This is a genomic window from Kocuria sp. JC486 (assembly GCF_011602805.1).
Taxonomy (GTDB): Bacteria; Actinomycetota; Actinomycetes; order Actinomycetales; family Micrococcaceae; genus Kocuria; species Kocuria soli.
In genome coordinates this window covers 66,645-86,010 of sequence record NZ_JAAOZS010000006.1, presented here as the reverse complement: position 1 = coordinate 86,010, position 19,366 = coordinate 66,645, and the positions used below count along the sequence as shown (strand labels likewise).

The following is a 19,366-nucleotide window of genomic DNA, read 5'->3' as shown; positions in this document are numbered from 1 at the left end:
GATGGATTCCACACCCTCGACGGCGCGCTCCACGACGAACACCAAAGCTGCCGGTGGTACGGCACACCACCGGCGCGTTCAGACCCATTGTCCGTACTGCGCGTTGCAGTGCGCGATCACGCTGAAGAACGCGGTCGACGGCGTCGAACTCACCCCGCGGGATTTCCCCACCAATCGGGGAGGGTTGTGCCGCAAGGGCTGGACCGCCGCCGAACTGTTGGATTCCGGTGACCGCCTGACTCACCCGCTGCGTCGGGTGGGCACCGATGAACACGGCGAGGCGCGCTTCGAACGGATCTCCTGGCCCGAAGCGCTGGACCTGATCGTGGCGCAGTTCAGGGGCGTTCAGGAACGCCACGGGCGTGACGCCGTGGGCATTTTCGGGGGAGCCTCCCTGACCACCGAACGCGCCTACCAGTTGGGCAAGTTCGCCCGCATTGCATTGCGGACTTCGCGGATCGACTACAACGGGCGGTTCTGCATGTCCTCGGCTGCGGCCGCGGCCAACAGTGTGTTGGGCCTGGACCGGGGGATGCCGTTTCCCGTCCAGGACCTGGATGCGGCACACACCGTGCTGCTGGTCGGCTCCAACCCGGCGCAGACCATGCCACCGTTCGTCCAGCACCTGGGTACGGCCCGGGCGGCGGGCGGATTGTTGGTCATCGACCCGCGGCGCTCCGCCACGGCCGCCCTGACGGAGGACGGTGCTGGGCTGCACCTGGCACCCCGCCCGGGCACCGACCTGACGTTGCTGCTGGGCATCACCCACGTGATCCTCCGCGAGGGCCGTGCCGATGAGCCCTACCTGACCGAACGGACCACCGGATCTTCCGCCGCCCGCGCGGCCGTGGCGAACTGGTGGCCCGAACGGGTGGAAGCCGTCACAGGAGTTGCGGCCTCCGACGTCGTCCGTGCTGCCCGCCTGCTCACCCGTGAACGTGAGGGAACCTACGTCCTCACCGGGCGCGGCGCCGAACAACACGTCGACGGTGTGGACACCGTGATTGCTGCGATCAACCTGGCTCTGTTCCTGGGCCTACCCGGACGTCCCGGTTCCGGGTGGGGCACACTGACCGGGCAGGGCAACGGCCAAGGTGCACGGGAACACGGTCAGAAGGCCGACCAGCTGCCCGGTTACCGCAGGATCACGGACCCCGCTGCCCGTGCGCACGTGGCCGGGGTCTGGGGAGTGGACCCGGAGATCATTCCCGGCCCGGGGCTGCCCGCGGCGGAACTGCTCACAACCCTGGGTACCCCTCACGGAGTGAAGGCCCTGTGGGTCAACGGGTCCAACGTGGTGGTTTCCGCACCGGACACACTGGAGGTCACGCGGGGCCTGGAACGTCTGGAGTTCCTGGTCGTCTCCGACTTCTTCATGTCCGAGACAGCCCTGCACGCAGACCTGGTGTTGCCGGTGCCGCAATGGGCCGAGGAAGAGGGCACCGTGACCAACCTGGAGGGGCGGGTGCTGCGGCGGCGGAAACTCCAGGAGCCTCCGGGGCAGGTGCGCGACGAGTTGTGGATCCTCTCCGAACTGGCCCGTCGGTTGGGTGCGCCCGGTTCGTTCTCCACGGAGGCGACCGAGGTGTTCGACGAACTGACTCGAGCCTCCGCGGGAGGCGCCGCAGATTACTCGGGACTCAGCCATGCGGTACTCGATGGTCTGGAAGGTCCCGATGCATCGAATGCGCGGCAATGGCCCGTCACGGCTCAGGTAGCAGAGGGCACACCGCGCATGTTCCTAGAAAACTTCGGCCACACGGACGGCCTGGCACACATGACGGGTGTTCAGCCGCGCACCCCCGGTCAGCGGGCTGCCGTGGGCCGGGGCCACGACCGTGAAGCGGTACCGGAACCGCTGCCCCCAGCTGGGTCCACGGGACCCACCGCTGAACTCATGCTGACCACGGGACGTTTGCTCGAGCACTACCAGTCGGGCACCCAGACTCGGCGGATACCGTCCCTCCGCGCAGCCGCACCTCAGGCCAGGGCACAACTGCACCCCACCGTGGCTGCGTACCTCGGCGTCCAGGACGGGGACCGTCTCCTCTTGGCCTCCGCCGTCGGGGAGGCCGAGGCCGTCGTCGCCGTGGATGCCGACGTCGCCCCACACACCGTGTTCCTGCCCTTCCATTTTGCGGCGGAACAGACCGTGAACCGCCTGGTCAGTGCGATCACGGATCCGGTGTCGGGCATGCCCGAGTTCAAGGCGGTACGGGTCCGGGTGGCCCGGGGCGTGCCTCGCTCCGACCAGCACACCGCCCGACGAACCGACCACCCCACCGCCCGCCCCGCAGCCCGCCCCACCGCCCGCCTCACGTTGGTGCCCGAGGAGGTCATCTCATGAAGCATGAACGTCGTTCCGCCGCAGCCGAGCACGGGGACACGGACACGGGACACCCGACAGGCACCGGTGGCGGGGAGATTCCTGACCGGGAATCCATGGTGTTTCGAGCTCGGCGTGCGCGGGCCAGGGTGGCCTTCGACCTCGGTGAACACCTGGTCGTGGTGGGGTGCGGTCCCGTGGCGGCGCGGCTGGTCGACGACCTGCTGCCGTTGGTCCGGAAGGGTTTGCTGCACCTCACGGTCCTGGGCGCCGAACCGCATCCCGCCTACAACCGTGTACTGGTGGGTGAGTACGCCGTCGGACGCGTCACCCGAGAGGCACTGACGGTTGCGGATGTGCAGACCTGGCGGGAGGCGGGTGTCACCGTCCACCTGGGAACCGAGGTGGTCGGGATCGACCGCACGCGGCGGCTGGTCAAGGTGCGCCACGACGCCGATGCTCCCGACACCGATCCTCCCGACGCCGATGCTCCCGGCACCGATGCTCACGGCGGCGTCGACCACGATGTGAGCTGGGACCGCCTGGTCCTGGTCACCGGGGCACGACCCGTCCGACCGAACATGCGAGGCCTGGACCCTTCACCGGACGGGGCCGCACTGCCCTCCGGTGTGGTCACGTTGCGTGATCTGGACGACGCCGAGGCGGTGCGCACGGTGGTCGGTGCCGGCGGACACGTCGTCGTCCTGGGTGGAGGGGTCCTGGGTGTGGAAGCCGCGCTGGCCGCCGCCGAGACCGCGGGTACGGCGACCCTGGTCCACACGGGGGATGAACCCATGGAACGGATGCTGCCGGCGAGCACCGCGCAGCTCCTGGGAGACCGACTGAAAGCCGCCGGTGTCCACTGCGTGTCCGCCCGCGCGGTGGGAGTGAGCACTGATGCCAACGGTGGTTTCGCGGCCCTTGAGGTGGCCAGCCGGGCTCCCCTGACGGGTGACCTCCTGGTCATCTCGTGCGGGGTCCAGGCACGTACCGCGTTGGCGGAGGGCGCTGGTCTGAGAACCCAACACGGGATCGTGGTGGACCACGAGCTCCAGGCTGACGCGGAAGGACGCGTCTACGCCATGGGGGATTGTGCCGAGGTGTTGTGCAGGGACCCGGGATGTCAACCGTGTACCGCTCGTTCCCGCGGTGCGGCTGCCCCCGGGCAGACCGGAACCATCGCACCGGGCTGGCGACAAGCGGAGTACCTGTCCGCGCGGATTGCGGCGGAGCTGACCGCCCTGCAGACCCAGAACCAGGGCGCGGTTCCGGTCGAACCCATGCCGGCCCACGCCCCCGCTGTCCTGCGGCTCAAGGCCAAGGACATCGATCTGACGGTCCTGGACAGCGGCCGACCGGCTCCGGACCGGGCAACCCGGCACATGGAGTTCACCGACACGGCCCTCCGCCAGGACCTACAGGTCACCCTGCACCAGGACGGAAGCCTCCGATACGCCGTCGTTCTCGGACGCCCCCGCGCACTGGCCCACCTCACGGCGGTCCTGGAATCCGGAGAACCGATGCGTGGCGACCTCACCTACCTGTTGTCCTTGGACTCGACCTGGGCGGCACCGGTGCAAGAGGGCATGGGGGAGAGCTCCGTGGTCTGTCGATGCGCGGGGGTCACCCGGGGAACGCTGGAATCGGCGGTGGAGGACGGAGCCGTCACAGTGGAGTCCGTCACGGCAGCCACCCGCGCCTGCACCGGGTGCGGTACCTGCCGCCCGGAGATCGAGGCACTGCTGGCCCAACGACGTCGCGACAGGTCACCGGGTGACGGTGCACGCCCGGTCCCGGTGTCCTGACGGCGTGCCTCCTGCGTGGGCGGCGACGTCCAACCGGTACCCCCGCTTGACGACGGTTCGGACCAGGGGCACGGGAAGCTTGCGGCGCAGACGGGACACCGTCATCTCGAGCGCGTGGGCGCCGTCGAGCCCGGGGACGGCCTTGATGAGCTGCCCTCGCGAGATCACGGCCCCTTCGGCGGCGATCAGGGCACGGAGCACGGCCTCCTGCTGGGGTGTGAGCCGGATGTCCAGGTCCTCGACCGTCAGAATGGCACCGCGCAGTTCAAGATCGCCGTGCCGTGTGGCGACCCGAACCTGTTCTTCTTCGGCCCTGGCACACAACGCTCTCACCACCTCGGCCATCCTGGGACGTTCGGGAATGACCGGTTGGACACCGACCTCCTGCAACGGGCGAGCGCAGGTCTCACCAACAACGACGGCTGTAACGGATTCCTCCCTCAAGGCCTCGAGGAACTCGTCGTACATGTCGGTCTCTCGTGCCACGGCGAGCACCGAGTCCACGGCCGGCGCGGCGTTGAACACAATGGCATCCAGCCGTCGCGCACAGGCCTGCTGCACGAGTGTGCGGACGGCGTCGCGACCCGAGGGCCGCAACCGGTAGGGCACCACGGCCTGAACTTCCCGTCCCGCCGAGAGCAGACGCTGAACGGCGTGGTCGTCGTTGCCACCGGGGAGCTGAACGCCCACGCACCGCGCCGGGCCCCGGAGAATCACGTCCACGCCGTCGGACAGGTGCGAGACGGTCGTGAGGGTCCGCGGTGCCAGGTCGAGAGCCGCCACCTGTCCTGTGGCCTTGGCGCCTCGGACCACCATGTCCAGCTGTCCGACGGTCTCGCGCAGCCGGGCCCCAAGGCCCGTGGCATCGGCGGTTTCCAACCAACGCCGTAACCCGTACCCGGTCGAGACCAGCAGAGCCTGGGGGCGGCGTTCGAGCAACGCGGTCGTCGCGTTCATGAGTGGAACGTCGTGTGCGACCGGAACCAGGGTCAGGGCGGGGGCGTGGAGAACCTCCGCTCCGTGGCGTTCAAGGGCGGAACACAGATCGTCTCCGCGTCGTGATGCGGTCACGCCGATCCGCTGACCACGCAGTTCCTGGAGTCCGGGGGAATCGAACGTCGGCATTGCTCAGCCCCCGTGCGGGGGGCCGACGGGCAGGGACACACCGGCAACCATGACCGGTTCCGGGACGCCCAGGCCGGCTTCGATCTCCTCCGCGGTGGCCGGTCGGTGCTGGTCACGTTCGGGCATCCAGCGAATGGAGTCGTCACGTTCGGCGTCGTTGACGAACGACCGGAACCGGGCCAGCCGCTGCGGGTCCTCCAAGGTCGCGGCCCATTCGTCCTGATAGTTCGCCACGTGCCGTGCCATGGACGCTTCCAGGTCCGGTGCGATTCCCAGAACGTCGTCGACCACCACTGCACGTACCCGATCGATGCCGCCGTCCAACTCCTCCTGCCACCGGGCCGTGCGCTGCATCCGCTCTGCCGTGCGGATGTAGAACATGAGATAGCGGTCGATGTACGTCACCAGGGTGTCGTCGTCCAAGCCCTGGGCCAGCAATTCTCCGTGAACCGGTGTGGCGCCGCCGTTGCCGCCCACGTAGAGGTTCCAGCCATCGGAGGTCGCGATCACGCCCACGTCCTTGGCCCGGGCTTCCGCACACTCGCGGGCACACCCGGAAACCCCCATCTTGAACTTGTGTGGTGAGCGCAAACCGCGGTAGCGCAGTTCCAACCGGATCCCCATGCCTACGGAATCCAGCACGCCGTACCGGCACCACGTCGACCCCAGGCAGGACTTCACGTTGCGCAGTGCTTTGCCGTAGGCCTGTCCGGACTCGAAACCCGCCTCGACCAGGTCCTTCCAGATCTCGGGCAACTGCTCCAATCGCGCGCCGAGCATGGTGATCCGCAGGGCCCCCGTGAGTTTGGTGTAGAGGCCGTACTTCTTTGCGATCTCGCCCAGGACGATCAGCTTGTCGGGGGTGATCTCACCACCGGGCATCCGGGGGACCACCGAGTAGGTCCCGTTGCGTTGCATGTTGGCCAGGGCGCGGTCATTGGTGTCCTGCAGTCCGCTGCGGCCTGCGTCCAGGACGTACTGTGCCCGCTGTGAGGCCAGGATCGAGGCCACCGCCGGTTTGCAGATGTCGCAGCCCAGGCCGGTTCCGAACCGTTCCAGCACGGCGTCCCATGAGTCCAGTTCCAAGGACCGGACCGCCTCGAAGAGCTCTGGCCGCGAGAGCTCGAAATGCTCGCACAGTGCGGTGGAGACCTCCAGGCCGGCCTTGGCCAGTTCCTGGTCGAGGGTCTTCTTGAGCATGGGCACACACGAACCGCACTGGGTCCCGGCCCGTGTACAGGTCTTCAACTCGGAGATCTCGTGCACGCCGCAGGCGACGGCACTGCGGACGTCACCGAAGCTCACCCCGTTGCAGGAGCAGAGTTCGGCGTCGTCCGGAAGCTCGGAATCCGGGGCTTCCCCGCCCGCGGCCGAGAGGTACTGCCCGGGTTCCGCGGGGAGGTCCCGGTCCAGCAGGGGGCGCAGGGACTGGTAGGGCGAGGCGTCGCCCACGAACACCCCACCCAGAAGGGTCCTGGCGTCGGAGGTGGTCACGATCTTCTGGTACAGGCCCCGGGCAGGATCGGCGTAGACGATCTCCAGGCAGCCCTCGGCCTCCCCGTAGGCGTCACCGAAGGAGGCGACGTCCACGCCCGAAAGCTTGAGCTTGGTGGCGGTGTCGAACCCGTCGAAGCGCGAGGAACCACCGGCCAGCCGGTCGGCCACGATCTCGGCCATTGCGTTGGCTGGGGCCACCAGGCCGACGCATTCGCCGTCGAAACTGGCCACCTCGCCGATCGCCCAGACGTGCTCCGCCGAGGTCCGGCAGGCGTCGTCGATGACGATGCCGCCGCGTGGCGCCGTGGTGATCCCACAGTTGTAGGCCAACCGATCACGGGCGCGGATGCCCGTGGAGACCACGACCATGTCAGCGGCCAGTGCGGCGGACTCGGCGAACTCGACGGCGGCGATCTCGTTGGTCTTCTTGTCCAACGTGATGCCGGAGGGGCGTTCTCCCATGTGCAACGCCACACCGCGCTGGGAGATCAGGGCGTTGAGTGCCTGGCCTGCGCCTTGGTCGAGCTGAGCGTTCATCAACCACTGACGTGAGTGCACCACGGTGGCCTCGGCTCCGAGCTCCTGGAGCCCACCGGCGGCCTCCAGGCCCAGCAGACCGCCACCCACCACGGCTGCCTTGGGCGGGCGGCCCAGGGCGGTGCGGAGCCGACGGACCTCGGCCCGGACGGCGGCGACATCCTCCAGGGTCCGGTAGACGAAAGCGCGGTGGGCGCCGGGGATGTTCAGCCGCGCGGCATCCGATCCCGTGGCCAGGACCAACTCGTCCCATTCGACACTGTGCCCCGTGTCCGTGCGAAGCGACCGGGCACCGGGGTCGATCTCACGAACTTTGCATCCGGTCCGCAGCGTCACCCTGGGGTCCGCCCAGATCGCCCCGGATCCCAGGGTGAGATCCACGTGTTCAGGCAGTGCCTTGGACAGCTGCACCCGGTCGTAGGGCAGGTGCGGCTCGTCGGCGAAGACTTCCACCGTCACGTGGTGGTCCTGCGCGCTGAGCACGGCTTCGACGAAGCGGTGGGCGGCCGGCCCGCCTCCGACGACGGCGATGCGCTGGGGGTTGCTCGGTGTGAACGGCGATCGGGCCACGAGTGTCTCCTCGTTCGGAACCAGTGCAGCGGGCCGGTGTGCGGTGGCATCACGGACGACGGCACGAGATTGTGGACTAACGGCTGGACTTCACCGTAGGAAGAGGCCTTTGCCCTGGCCTTTCACCTCTGTTGCGGTCGTGTTGCAAAGTGCCGCACACGGGTGACACCCGAGGTGAGATCGCCGTCGCCCACTTGCAACACGGCCGAGAACGTCGTGAAATCCGTCCGCGGCACAGTGGAACGCGAGAGTCCGGGGTGCGTGCCCCGGACCCGGCCCGGAACGGAGATACCCATGTACGACGCCACGACGATCAGCCCGGTGCCCGGCGGTGTCGGGCTCGATCTGCCGCAGATCACGCCTGACCCATGCGAGGAGGGGCCCAACCTGCGCGATCCGCGGCCTGTCACGGGACGTGCGGTCGACATCTGTGCGCTGCGGGACCTCGAGCCAACGGTGGCGGTCGCCGCCCGCGTCGACGGTGTTCAGGTTGCGCTGGTGCGCATGCCGGACGACACCGTGTACGCGGTGGACCATCGCGATCCGCGAACCGGGACGTGCACCATGGCGCGCGGCATCGTGGGTTCCAAAGGCGATGAACCCACCATCGCGGCGCCGCTGTACAAGGAGGTCTATTCGCTGCTCAGCGGCCGCTGTCTCTCCGATACCGGCCACAGCCTGGTGACCCACCCCGTGGAGGTCCGCGACGGCCGGGTCATGGTGCTCGCGAGGCAGTGGGGAACCGCAGAACACCGGCCGTCGTCGATCACTGCGTGACCACCTGACCCGTGGCCCGGGAGTCCTCGCGCAGCAGCCATCCCATGCGTTTGTGGGTGCGGACCCCGACGTCGGACTCGACCACCTGCACGCTGGACGCGGCGGACTGCAGCCCCGACTCCACGCCCAGCACGGCCTCCGGGGAACGCAGCCACAACAAGAAGGTGAGATTGGTGTCGCCCGTACCACTGGCAGGCCACGGGGTACCCGGAGAACTCCTGCGCGAGCTCGCAGCGCAGATGGACCAAGCCGGTTTCGACGGCCAGCCGCAGATGCCGCATGGCGGTGGTCGGGTGGCTGCCCGTGGCTTCGGCGATCTGGGCACTCGTGGCGCGCCCGTCGTTCTGCAGGACCCGCAGGAGGGCATCCATGGCGGGGGGAGTGCTCCCGGGTTCCCGCGTGGCCCGCGGATGGAAGGCCTGGAGGTCGCGTTGCTGCTGGGCGCTCAAGACGTCCAGCCGCAGGTGGTTGCCGGTCACGAACAGTCGGGTGACCACGTTCATGCGCACCCGGGCCACCCCGGGATCCTGGCGCACGGCGGCTAGCACGTCGCGGGACATCTCCTGCCAGGAACGCGCCAAGGCCGTGAGGCGCAGGTCCCAGTCGCGGGCGGATTCCTCGACCGTCGCGATCGGAGCCATCGCGCACAACCGCCCCAGAACCTCCTCCCTGCGCCCGGGCAGACACTCGACGCCGATGAACGCCGCGCACCCGTCCCCGCCCACGGTCCCCGCGTGGGCGGTGACCCAGGTGTAGCCCTCGGTGCGCAGACGCTCCCACCGTGCGGCCAAAGTGGCCGGGTGGCGTCCCAGAATCGCGGACAGCTGCGTCCATGTGGCGCGCGGAGCGATCTGAAGCGCGTGGACCAGTTCCAGGTCCTCGGCGGGAAGTTCCATGCACGATCCTTCATAAATGGCCGGTTCTCATGCAGTAAATCAGAAAAATCAGCGCAAAGTGATGTGCAGCACACCAGTCTCGCCGTCAGGAATCACCCGAACACCCATCCGACCGGAGGCCCCATGATTCAGCGAGCAGTGGACGGATCGTCCACGGAGATACTGGAGGTGGCCAATCTCCCCGTGCTGTGGATCTGCGCGTTGGGAGTCTTCGCCGTCATCATCGTCCAGTCCGTGATTTACATCCGAGCCGCCAGGGTGGCCGCCCCCGCGGGCGGCATGAGTCGGAAGGAACTCAACACCTCCTTCCGGGCCGGGGCCGTCTCAGCCATCGGACCCTCCTTGGCCGTCGCGCTGGTCGCCATCGCACTGTTGGCGGTCTTCGGCGCTCCCGCCGTGCTGGTCCGGATCGGACTGATCGGGTCGGTGTCCTTCGAGACCGGGGCCGCCAGCATTGCCGCCGGAACCATGGACGCCGAACTGGGTGGGCCCACCTACACGCAGGGCGTGTTCGCGGTGGCCTTCATGGCCATGAGCCTGGGCGGGTCCATGTGGATGATCGCCACGTTGATCATGACGCCCCTGCTCAAGCGCGGTGACGTCAGCCTGCGGAAGGTGAACCCGGCGATCATGACCGTGGTGCCGGGGGCAGCCCTCCTGGCGGCGTTCTTCGCCCTGGGCCTGGGGGAGTTGCCCAAATCGGGAAACCACGTCGTCGCGTTCCTGACCTCCGCGCTGGCAATGGCCGCGTGCCTGGGGGTGGCCCACGTCCTCAAGCGCCAGTGGATGAAGGAATGGTCCCTCGGCATCGCCATCCTCATCGCACTGATCGTGACCTACTTGGTCGTCCAGTCCGGTGCCTTCCCCGTTCCCGCCTGACCGGGACCCAGTCACAGAGGAGCAGACATGACCTCCACCGCTTCATCCACCGGCGCCCGGGCCGAGTCCCAGGGCACGGCAGACCTCGAACAGTTCGACCGCACGACGGCGCGCTGGGGTCGCCTGACCATGATTGCCGGGATGTTCTTCGCGCTCGCGGGCCCCGCCTACCTGGTGTTCTTCAGCGGCCTGGACGTGGACCACGGCCGGATCTGGGTCGCCCTGCTGGCCATTGCGGGAACCTTCGGAGTCCTGTGGGTGGTCGAGCCCCTGACGTACTACCCGATCCTGGGCCAGGCCTCGATGTACCAGGCCTTCATGATCGGCAACATCTCCAACAAGCTCCTGCCCTCCGCCCTGGTGGCCCAGGCCGCCGTCGACGCCAAAGCGGGTACCCGCCGCGGAGAGTTGGCCGCCGTCATGGCCATCAGCGGTGCCGCAGCGGTCCACCTGCTGTCCCTGCTGATCTTCGTGGGCCTGCTGGGCACCTGGTTGGTCCAGGCCGTCCCGCCCGAGGTGATCGCCGTGGTGCAGGTCTACATCCTGCCCTCCGTGCTCGGCGCGGTCCTGGTCCAGGCCATCGTGACCCTCAAACAGTGGCGAGTGGCCCTGATCGCTGGCCTGGTCTCCGCGGCGGTCGTGTTCCTGCTGCTCCCCGCGGTACCTCAGTTGGCCTTCTTCGGCACCGCGCTCGCCGTCGTGGTGACCGCCGTCCTGGCCTGGCTGCTGCGATCCATGAATGACGACGGGGCGACGACGGAGATCTGACCACCCTCGTCCACATCACCGCCACTGCCACCCCTGCCGCCACGACCGATACCGACCCCGAAGCCGCAACCGACCCTGACACCGACACCAGGAGACCCCACGATGTCCGTCCCCACCCTGACCGAGGCCCAGACCGAGACTCTGCACCGGACGTATCGCCACCTGCACCAACACCCGGAGCTGTCCATGCAGGAACACCGGACCGCGGAGTTCATCGAGAACCGTCTCGCGGAGCTGGGCGTCGAGAGTTTCCGCTGCGGTGGGACCGGTGTGGTCGGTGTGATCCGCAACGGGGACGGCCCCGTCGTCGCCTTCCGCGCCGACACGGACGGCCTCCCGCTGCAGGAGGACACGGCCCTGGGGTACGCGAGCACCGCCACCGGGAACCTGCCGGACGGGACCGAGGTCCCGGTCATGCACGGCTGCGGGCACGACACCCACATCGCCTGTCTCCTGTCGGCCACGGAAGTTCTCCTGAGTGCACGGGACACCTGGGCTGGAACGCTCGTCCTGATCTTCCAACCCGGGGAGGAAACCGCGGCGGGCGCCCGCGCCATGGTCGACGACGGACTCTGGGACAAGGCTCCCGTTCCGGAGGTCGTGTTCGGCCAACACGTCATGCCGGTCGAATCGGGCACGCTCACCTACTCCGTGGGGGACGCCCTGGCCATGTCCGACTCCTGGAAGGTCACCGTGCGCGGCAAGGGCGGGCACGGCTCACAACCGCAAGACTGCGTGGACCCGATCGTGCTCGGCGCGTTCATGGTCACCCGCATCCAGTCCGTGGTCGCGCGGGAGGTCGATCCGCGGGAGTCCGCGGTCGTGACCGTCGGCAGCTTCCACGGCGGGCTCAAGGAGAACATCATCCCGGCCGCGACCGAGTTCACGCTCAACGTGCGCAGTCTGGATCCGGCCACTCGCGACGTCGTCCTCGGTGCCCTGCGTCGCATCATCATGGCGGAGGCCCAGGCATCCGGGGCGCCGGAGCCGGTGATCGAGGAACTCTCGCACTTCCCGCGCACCTTCAACGACCCCGCCGCGACCGCGGAGGTGGTCCGCGGGTTCGAGGCGGAATTCGGCGCCGACCGCGTGGTGGAGTCGGCACCGCTCATGGGATCGGAGGACTTCGGTGCGCTCGCGGAGGCCATCGGGGTGCCGTCGGTGTTCTGGATGTTCGGTGCGCACGACCGCGGTGTCATGGACTCGCAGGAACCGACGCCGGTCAACCACTCGCCGTTCTTCGTCCCGGTCGAGGAGCCCACCCTCAGTACCGGAGTGCGGGCGGCCACCACGGCGATCCTGAGCCGGTTGGGGAACTGACCGCCCAGGGATTCAGCTCAGGGGATTCAGCCGCCCTCTGTGGGCCCTTTGCGCCGGCGGGACTTGGGGAACGCCGGGGCCTTGGGCAACCGGACCTCCAGGCTGCCCACCCCGGGCAGCCGCCACCCGCGACGTCGCGCGACGACCGTCAGCAGGGCGGCCGAGACGATGGCCACCGCCATGCCCCACGTGGGGTGGGTCATCCGGTAGAGGATGACCATTTCGATGCTGGCCACCAGGGCGCCGGTCGCGTAGAGGGTGTTGCCGCCGAAGATCTGGGGAACCCGGCCGACCGACGTGTCGCGGATCATACCGCCGCCCACCGCGGTGATGACGCCGATCATGAGGGCGGGCAGCCAGCTGAGGCCGACGCTCAACGCCTTCGCCGTGCCGGTGGCGGCCCAACACCCCAGGGACAGGGAGTCGGCCACCACCAGCACGCGAAGCGCCCACTTGCCACGGAAGTGCAGCAGAAAGGCCACGACCGCACCCACCAGGGCCGTTCCCAGGTACGCCGGATTGGTCAGGGCCACGGGGAAGCCGACCTGCAGCAGCACGTCGCGCAGCATGCCGCCGCCCAACCCGGACATGACGGCAAGGAACATGAACCCGATCAGGTCCATCTTCAACTGGCGCGCGATGGCCCCGCCCAGGATGGCGTTGGTCAACACACCCAGGAGGTCCACGGTGTCGAAGACCAGTTGTGGGTCGAGTCTGTCCATCGGGGCGTCAGGTACCGGTCGGCCGGTGGGATCGTCGATCTGTCAGGCGCATCAGGTGCCGAACAACTCCCGCAGCTGATCCACCACGGCCTGCAACCGTGCCATGCCCTGGTTCCGGGCGCGCGGCACGTCGTCGGTCCCGGTCACGGGGGTGACGGCTTCGAGGTAGCACTTGAGCTTGGGTTCGGTGCCCGACGGGCGCACGATCACCCGGGTGTCGTCCTCGGTGAGCAGCAGCATCCCGTCCGTGGGTGGCAGCGGGGATCCGGCCGGCGGGGCGGCCAGGTCCCGGACCTCGACGACGCGTGACCCCGCCAACTCGGTGGGGGTTCGTTCCCGTAGCGCGGTCATCATCTCCGGAATCAAGGCCAGGTCGGCCACCCGGATCGAGAGCTGGTCCGTGGTGAACAGCCCGTGCTCGACGGCCAGCTCCGCGAGTTCGTCCGTGAGCGAGCGTCCCTGGGACCGTGCCTGCTGGGCGAGCCGCGCGACGGCAACCGCCGCGGAGATCCCGTCCTTGTCCCGGACGGTGTCCGGTTGCGTGCAGTAGCCCAGGGCCTCCTCGTAGCCGAACACGATGCCCGGAACCCGGGCAATCCACTTGAACCCGGTCAGGGTTTCCCGGTGCTCCACTCCCGCCGTCCGCGCCATCCGGCCCAACAGGCGGGAGGACACGATCGAGTTGGCCAGCACGGGGGACTCGGCATCGGCCCCGAGGTTGCGCAGCGCGGCGAGCCCCAGGAGCACACCCACTTCGTCCCCGCGCAGCATGCGCCAGCCGTCCACGGCAGCCGGGTGATCGGCGTCGGGAACGGCGACGGCGCAGCGGTCGGCGTCGGGGTCGTTGGCAATGACCAGATCCGCGTGGACGGAGCGGGCCAGCTCGAAGGCCAGGTCCAGTGCCCCGGGTTCCTCCGGGTTGGGGAAGGCCACCGTGGGGAACGTGGGGTCCGGTGTGTGCTGCTCGCGGACGGGATGGACATCCGTGAAACCGGCGCGGGTCAGTGCCTCCGTGGTCGTGGGGCCACCCACGCCGTGCATGGCCGTGAGGACGATCCGCGGGGCGTTCGGGTCCCGCGAGTCCGTACGGGGCGTGGTGTCGATGACGGTGGGTTCCCCGGGTGTCGGGGCGGTGCGGCTGGGCGTGCTGCCCGGGACGATCGCGTCGAGGTACGAGTTCTCGATCAGGACGGGGAAGACCGTCCAACCGTCGTCGGCCCGGGGGATCTCCCGGACATCACCCACCTGGGCGATCTGGGCGGCGATCTGGGCGTCGTGCGGCGGCACGATCTGGCAGCCGCGTCCGGACTCTTCGACGGCACGGCTGCCCAGGTAGACCTTGTAGCCGTTGTCCGCCGCGGGGTTGTGTGAGGCCGTGACCATCACGCCCACCTCGGCGTCGAACTCCCGAACGGCCCAGGCCAGGACCGGTGTGGGCAACGGGCGGGGCATGATCATCGTCTCGATGCCGGCGGCGGTGAACACCGCCGCCGTGTCTCGGGCGAAGACGGCCGAGTTCTTGCGGGCGTCGAACCCGATGACCGCCCGCGGAGGCTTCCCGGTTTCGTCTGAGTCGCTTGGGACAGCTGAGTCAGCCGAGTTGCCTGAGTTGCCGGCGCCGGCCGAGCCTGCCGAGGCACCGGTGGTCGCCGCGGTCACCTCGAGGACGTGTGCCGCCACTCCCGCTGCCGCGCGTTGCACCACCACGCGGTTCATGCGCATCGGTCCGGCGCCCAGCTCGGCGCGCAACCCGGCCGTGCCGAACTGAAGGGTTCCGCTGAAGCGCTCCGCGAGGTCCAGGGCTGCCGCCTGCGCCGCGAGTTCCCCGGGAGAGCCCGCGCCCGCCGCCGGATCCCCGGTGGGGGCGGCCGTCGAGTCGGCGTCCTCGGCGGGGAGTTCCGTGGCTGCGTCCAGCAACTGCCGGAGTTCGTCACGGGTCTCCGGATCAGGGTCCTGGGCGATCCAGTCCCGGGCGGCCGTGAGCAGTGCCTCGGCGGCACCGGCTGCGTCGCTGGAACCGTGGGTCGGGTCTGATGCGGTGTTCACTTGACCCCCCGCACGATCTCGGCCAGCAGTTTCGCGATCCGTGGTCCGGCGGCGCGGCCGGCCTCCACGACCTCTTCGTGGGACAGCGGAGTCTCCTGGATCCCGGCGGCCAGGTTGGTGACCAGGGAGATGCCCATGACTTCCAGGCCCGCGTGGCGGGCGGCGATCGCTTCGAGCGCGGTGGACATGCCCACCAGGTCAGCCCCCAGGACGCCGGCCATGCGGACTTCGGCGGGGGTCTCGTAGTGCGGGCCGGGGAACTGCGCGTAGACACCGTCCTCCAGCGTGGGGTCCACCGTGCGGGCCAGATCGCGCAGCCGCTGGGAGTAGAGATCGGTGAGGTCCACGAACGTGGCACCTTCCAGTGGCGAGGTGGCCGTGAGGTTGATGTGGTCGGAGATCAGCACGGGTGTGCCGGGCTGCCAGCTCGGGTTGAGGCCACCGCATCCGTTGGTGAGCACCATGGTCTTGGCACCGGCGGCTGCGGCCGTCCGCACACCGTGGACCACGGCGCGCACGCCGCGGCCTTCGTAGTAGTGGGTCCGGGCGCCGATCACCAGGGCGTGCCGGGGGGCGTCGTCGTCGCCAGCGATGCGGATCGAACGAAGGGTTCCCACGTGCCCCTCCAACGCGGGCTTGGAGAAGCCGGGGATCTCGGTGGCGGGGATTTCCGCAACGGTTTCACCGAGAAGTTCGGCCGCACCACCCCAACCGGAGCCGAGGGTCAGTGCGATGTCGTGGGTCTGGATTCCCGTGCGTTCCCGTAACGCGTCGGCAGCCTGCGCAGCAAGGTCGAACGGATCGATGGACTGGGTGGGTGCCACCACGGCAACGGCCTCCTGGGGGATTGCGGCGTGTCTGCGACGACGACGGCGCGCGGCCCGGTGTGCTCGCGAGCGTCGTCACGATCCATCCTGCCATCTGCGCGCAACGGCGGCGATGCCCTCGCATCCCCACCCGTCGCGCCGGTTCGCGCCTCAGCGCTTGCGCTTCTTGACCCGCCTGATGGCCAGCACGGACAGCAGCAGGAAGGCCAGTCCGAAACCTGCGGTGATGCCCGTGGAACCCCACCACATGACGGTGCCCTGGTTCCACAGCGGGTCCAGCACGGCGCTGGAGGTGTCGACCTCGGGGAGGTCCAAGGGCTCGGGTTCCGGCAGGCCCTGTTCTTCGGCGGCGGTCACGGCGTCGTCGTGCTTGGCCTGCGCGTCGTCGTTGGCCTCCTCCTGGGGAAGGGCGACGGCCGCCGTGCGGACGATCTCGTTGAGGTCACCGGACTGCGCCATGGCCGCGTAGGCCCACCGGGTGGGAACCACGCGCGAAACGGTGTCCGAAACCCCTTCCATGGCGAACAGCCCGCCGCAGAAGATCAATTGCACCACCACCAGCAGGGACGCGGTGTTCATGGCCACGTCCGAGCGGCCCACCAGCGCGGAGACCAGGAACCCGAGCAACCAGGACGTCAGGATGAGCAGGAAGGTCACGATCCACAGTTCCAGCCACATCGGCCCCCAGGAGGCGAAGGGGTCGGCCGGGACCAGTGCCAGGACCGTGAAGACCAGGATCGCGGACTGGATCAGGGAGGTGACGATCGTGACCAGCGTCTTGGCGCCCACGTAGGGCCACACGCCGAGCCCGGTGCGAGCTTCCCGCAGGAAGATGCGTTTCTCGTCCAGGAACGTTCGGCAGGCGGGGAACAGCCCGATGGCCACCGCCGCCAGGAGGATCACGATGAGCAGGATCTGGGGCTGATTGACCTCGGACTCCGTGGACTTCGGGTAGGTCAGACCGTGATCGCCCGGAACCACCAGGACCAGCAGCGCCAGCAGGGCAGGGGCGATGAAGGTGGTGATCAGTACGGAGACCTTGTCCGTGCGCATGAGCTGGATCTGCCGCCGCAGCAGCACCCCCAGCTGGAACATGCCGCGTCTGGAAACCTGCTTCTGCGGTCCGGAGGGGGTCTGCGCGGACAGGCGTTCGTGGGTGTCCTGGGACATCTCCCGCCGGAATGCCGCGGCGGCGCGGGCGGGGTCCTCCTTGAGGCCCTTGTAGACCTCCCGGACCTGCGGCCCCAGGCTCTGCGACCGTTCGAAGTACGGCATCATCCCGTCCGGATCGCCGAAGTAGGCCACGGATCCGCCCGGTGCGAGCACCAGGACCTTGTCGGCCAGATCCAGATTCGCCGTGGAATGGGTGATGACGACGACGGTCGAACCCTCCCGGCCGCCGACGTCGCCGTGGGCCATGCGACGCAGCAGGTCCATGACCTCGAAGTCCATGTCCGGGTCCAGGCCGGAGGTGGGCTCGTCCAGGAACAGGTAGCGCGGACCCGTCAGCAACTCCATGGCCGTGGACACGCGCTTGCGCTGACCGCCCGAGAGCTGGGAGGCCGGTGTCCGCGCGTGTTCGGTCAGCCCCAGGGCTTCGATCACCGCCGCGATACGTGCTTTGCGCTGTTCCTTGTCCACGTCCTCCGGCAGACGCAGGGCCGCGGTGGCTTCCAGGATCTGTTCCGACGTGAGTTCCCGGTGCAGCACGTCCTCCTGTGGGACCATGCCGATCTGCGTGGACAGGGCCGGGCCGAACTGGGCCATGTCCAGGCCGTGGTACTCGATCCTGCCCTTGTCCGGGTGGATGTCACCCAGCAGACAGTTCAGGAACGTGGACTTGCCGGCACCGGAGGGGCCGATCACGGCGATCAGGGAACGGTCGGGGATCTCCAAGGAGACGTCGTCGACCAGCGTGCGCTTCATCTTGGGGTTGATGCGGTCCGGGACGGAGAAGGTCAGGTCCCGCACCACGATCGACATGTTGCCTTCGGCGCGGATGAGCTCGGAGAGCCCGTTCGGCGTCTGTCGGAACGGCACACCGCCGATGACCACCTGGGAGCCCAACCGGAGGGGCACGGTCGTAGAGATGCGTTGGCCGTCCACCCACGTGCCGTTGGTCGAACCCAGGTCCGTGATCGTGGCGCCGTCGTGGGTGCGGGTGATGCGGGCGTGCTGGCGGGACACCAGCAGACCGTCGATCAGGACGTCCGCCGAGGCGTCGCGCCCCACCACGATCGACCCACCCGGGGCCGCGGCGCGAAACGCGGGGGACAGGCTCATGCCCGACCGCTCGTCCTCCGGGCTGGGCAGGGCGGGCATGACCTCCGCATTGTCCATCCGGTTGACCCAGGATCGCTGTTGGGACTCCACGACGGGCGCGGAGGCGTCCAGGTCGGACTCGGACGGATCGGAATCGGGATCCCGCGAGACTTCGCCGGGGCGTCCGGGGGTCGCGTCCAGGCCGGCGGAACGGCGGTTGATGGAGATGGCAGCGACCGTCGGCTCGGCGGAGGCGGCAGGAATGTCGCCGGAATGCAACGGGTCCTCGCCGCTGGTCCCGGGGGCGGCGTCGTCCGTCTGTCGACGGAGAGGAATGGAGGCGACAGTCGGTTCGATGCTGGCCGCGACCCCGCCGTCGACGTCGTCATGGGTGGTTCCGGCCTCGGTACCGACGCTGTTGTCCCGCGCGGCCGTCGGGAGGACGCCGTAGGAGGTCGAAGTGCTGCCCGTGTCTTCACTGGTGGCTGCACCCGCAGCGGGGCTGCCCACCGAGGTGGGGTGGTTGGACGCCGCGGGGCGCTGTTCCTGCTCCCCGGTGACGTAGCCGTACCCGTCGGAGGAGGGACGAACGGGCTCGGCGGTGGGCACGTCGGCGACCACGACATCGGCCTGGACCCCCGTGTTGGGTGCCAAGCTGAGCACGGCGCGACCGTCGATGATGGCGGCCATGTTGGCCATGAGCATGTAGCCGTTCATGGCGGTGCCGGTGCGGGTGCCGCGGTCCTCGACCGTCCAGCAGTTCCCGCTCCACCGCAGGATCACGTGGATGTCCTGCACCGCGGGGGAGTGCACCTGGATGTCCGCGTACTGCGAAGATCCCACGGTCCAAGGTCGCCACGGATCAAGCCTGCGGGTGGTGCCACCGGCTTCGATGGAAAGGGGACGCATGAATCTCCTCATGACAACTGGACGGATGCTGGGCCACCACCGAGCATAGTCTTAGCAGATGCAAATACAAATGTGTGTCGTGGAATGTTCAACGGCCGGG

13 protein-coding genes and 1 pseudogene are annotated in these 19,366 nt (G+C 68.8%); 6 read left to right on the top strand and 8 right to left on the bottom strand.

What is annotated here, in order from left to right; genetic code table 11:
• The first annotated feature begins 1 nt into the window (after position 1).
• Positions 2–2,347 (top strand): molybdopterin oxidoreductase family protein, encoded by a 2,346-nt coding sequence (locus GWK18_RS05140; protein WP_166833644.1) that lies wholly within the window; start codon positions 2–4, stop codon positions 2,345–2,347.
• On the top strand, positions 2,344–4,131 hold the full coding sequence (locus GWK18_RS05135; protein WP_166833642.1) for an FAD-dependent oxidoreductase: 1,788 nt from the start codon (positions 2,344–2,346) through the stop codon (positions 4,129–4,131). The genes GWK18_RS05140 and GWK18_RS05135 overlap by 4 nt, the downstream gene beginning before the upstream one ends.
• On the opposite strand, the gene GWK18_RS05130 is transcribed toward GWK18_RS05135, so the two are convergent.
• Both GWK18_RS05130 and nirB read right to left on the bottom strand, forming a co-directional pair.
• Positions 4,093–5,256: a uroporphyrinogen-III synthase gene (locus tag GWK18_RS05130; RefSeq protein WP_166833640.1), complete on the bottom strand. Its 1,164-nt coding sequence runs from the start codon at positions 5,254–5,256 to the stop codon at positions 4,093–4,095. The two genes, GWK18_RS05135 and GWK18_RS05130, sit on opposite strands and share 39 nt — an antisense overlap.
• Positions 5,257–5,259: 3 nt before the next feature.
• Positions 5,260–7,860, bottom strand: coding sequence for a nitrite reductase large subunit NirB (gene nirB, locus GWK18_RS05125; RefSeq protein ID WP_166833638.1), 2,601 nt, complete (start codon positions 7,858–7,860; stop codon positions 5,260–5,262).
• Positions 7,861–8,154: 294 nt separating this feature from the next.
• Between nirB and nirD the strand changes: the two genes are divergently transcribed.
• Positions 8,155–8,637: a nitrite reductase small subunit NirD gene (gene nirD / locus GWK18_RS05120; protein ID WP_166833636.1), complete on the top strand. Its 483-nt coding sequence runs from the start codon at positions 8,155–8,157 to the stop codon at positions 8,635–8,637.
• On the opposite strand, the gene GWK18_RS13085 is transcribed toward nirD, so the two are convergent.
• Positions 8,627–8,797, bottom strand: a complete 171-nt coding sequence (locus GWK18_RS13085; RefSeq protein WP_245192902.1) for a hypothetical protein — start codon at positions 8,795–8,797, stop codon at positions 8,627–8,629. The two genes, nirD and GWK18_RS13085, sit on opposite strands and share 11 nt — an antisense overlap.
• Before the next feature lie 139 nt (positions 8,798–8,936).
• Positions 8,937–9,008: pseudogene (locus tag GWK18_RS13080) on the bottom strand (hypothetical protein); the annotation flags it as partial.
• 648 nt (positions 9,009–9,656) lie between these two features.
• On the opposite strand from GWK18_RS13080, the gene GWK18_RS05110 reads away from it, so the two are divergent.
• From GWK18_RS05110 to GWK18_RS05100, 3 genes are all read left to right on the top strand, one after another.
• A complete protein-coding gene (locus tag GWK18_RS05110) occupies positions 9,657–10,412 on the top strand; it encodes a DUF5058 family protein (protein ID WP_123825102.1) in 756 nt (251 codons plus the stop codon).
• Between the two features lie 27 nt (positions 10,413–10,439).
• Positions 10,440–11,180 carry a hypothetical protein gene (locus tag GWK18_RS05105; protein ID WP_166833634.1) on the top strand — a complete coding sequence of 247 codons (741 nt, stop codon included), beginning with the start codon at positions 10,440–10,442 and terminating at the stop codon, positions 11,178–11,180.
• 102 nt (positions 11,181–11,282) lie between these two features.
• Positions 11,283–12,500, top strand: coding sequence for an amidohydrolase (locus GWK18_RS05100; RefSeq protein ID WP_166833632.1), 1,218 nt, complete (start codon positions 11,283–11,285; stop codon positions 12,498–12,500).
• A gap of 26 nt (positions 12,501–12,526) precedes the next feature.
• Here GWK18_RS05100 and GWK18_RS05095 read toward each other — a convergent pair whose 3' ends face one another.
• From GWK18_RS05095 to GWK18_RS05080, 4 genes are all read right to left on the bottom strand, one after another.
• Positions 12,527–13,222, bottom strand: coding sequence for a trimeric intracellular cation channel family protein (locus tag GWK18_RS05095; protein WP_166833630.1), 696 nt, complete (start codon positions 13,220–13,222; stop codon positions 12,527–12,529).
• Between the two features lie 51 nt (positions 13,223–13,273).
• A complete protein-coding gene (locus GWK18_RS05090; protein ID WP_166833628.1) occupies positions 13,274–15,268 on the bottom strand; it encodes a phospho-sugar mutase in 1,995 nt (664 codons plus the stop codon).
• Complete coding sequence (locus tag GWK18_RS05085) at positions 15,265–16,092, bottom strand: purine-nucleoside phosphorylase (RefSeq protein WP_166833682.1); 828 nt, start codon at positions 16,090–16,092, stop codon at positions 15,265–15,267. Before GWK18_RS05085 ends, GWK18_RS05090 begins: the two co-directional genes overlap by 4 nt.
• A gap of 153 nt (positions 16,093–16,245) precedes the next feature.
• Positions 16,246–19,266, bottom strand: a complete 3,021-nt coding sequence (locus tag GWK18_RS05080) for an ATP-binding cassette domain-containing protein (RefSeq protein ID WP_166833626.1) — start codon at positions 19,264–19,266, stop codon at positions 16,246–16,248.
• Positions 19,267–19,366 lie beyond the last annotated feature (100 nt).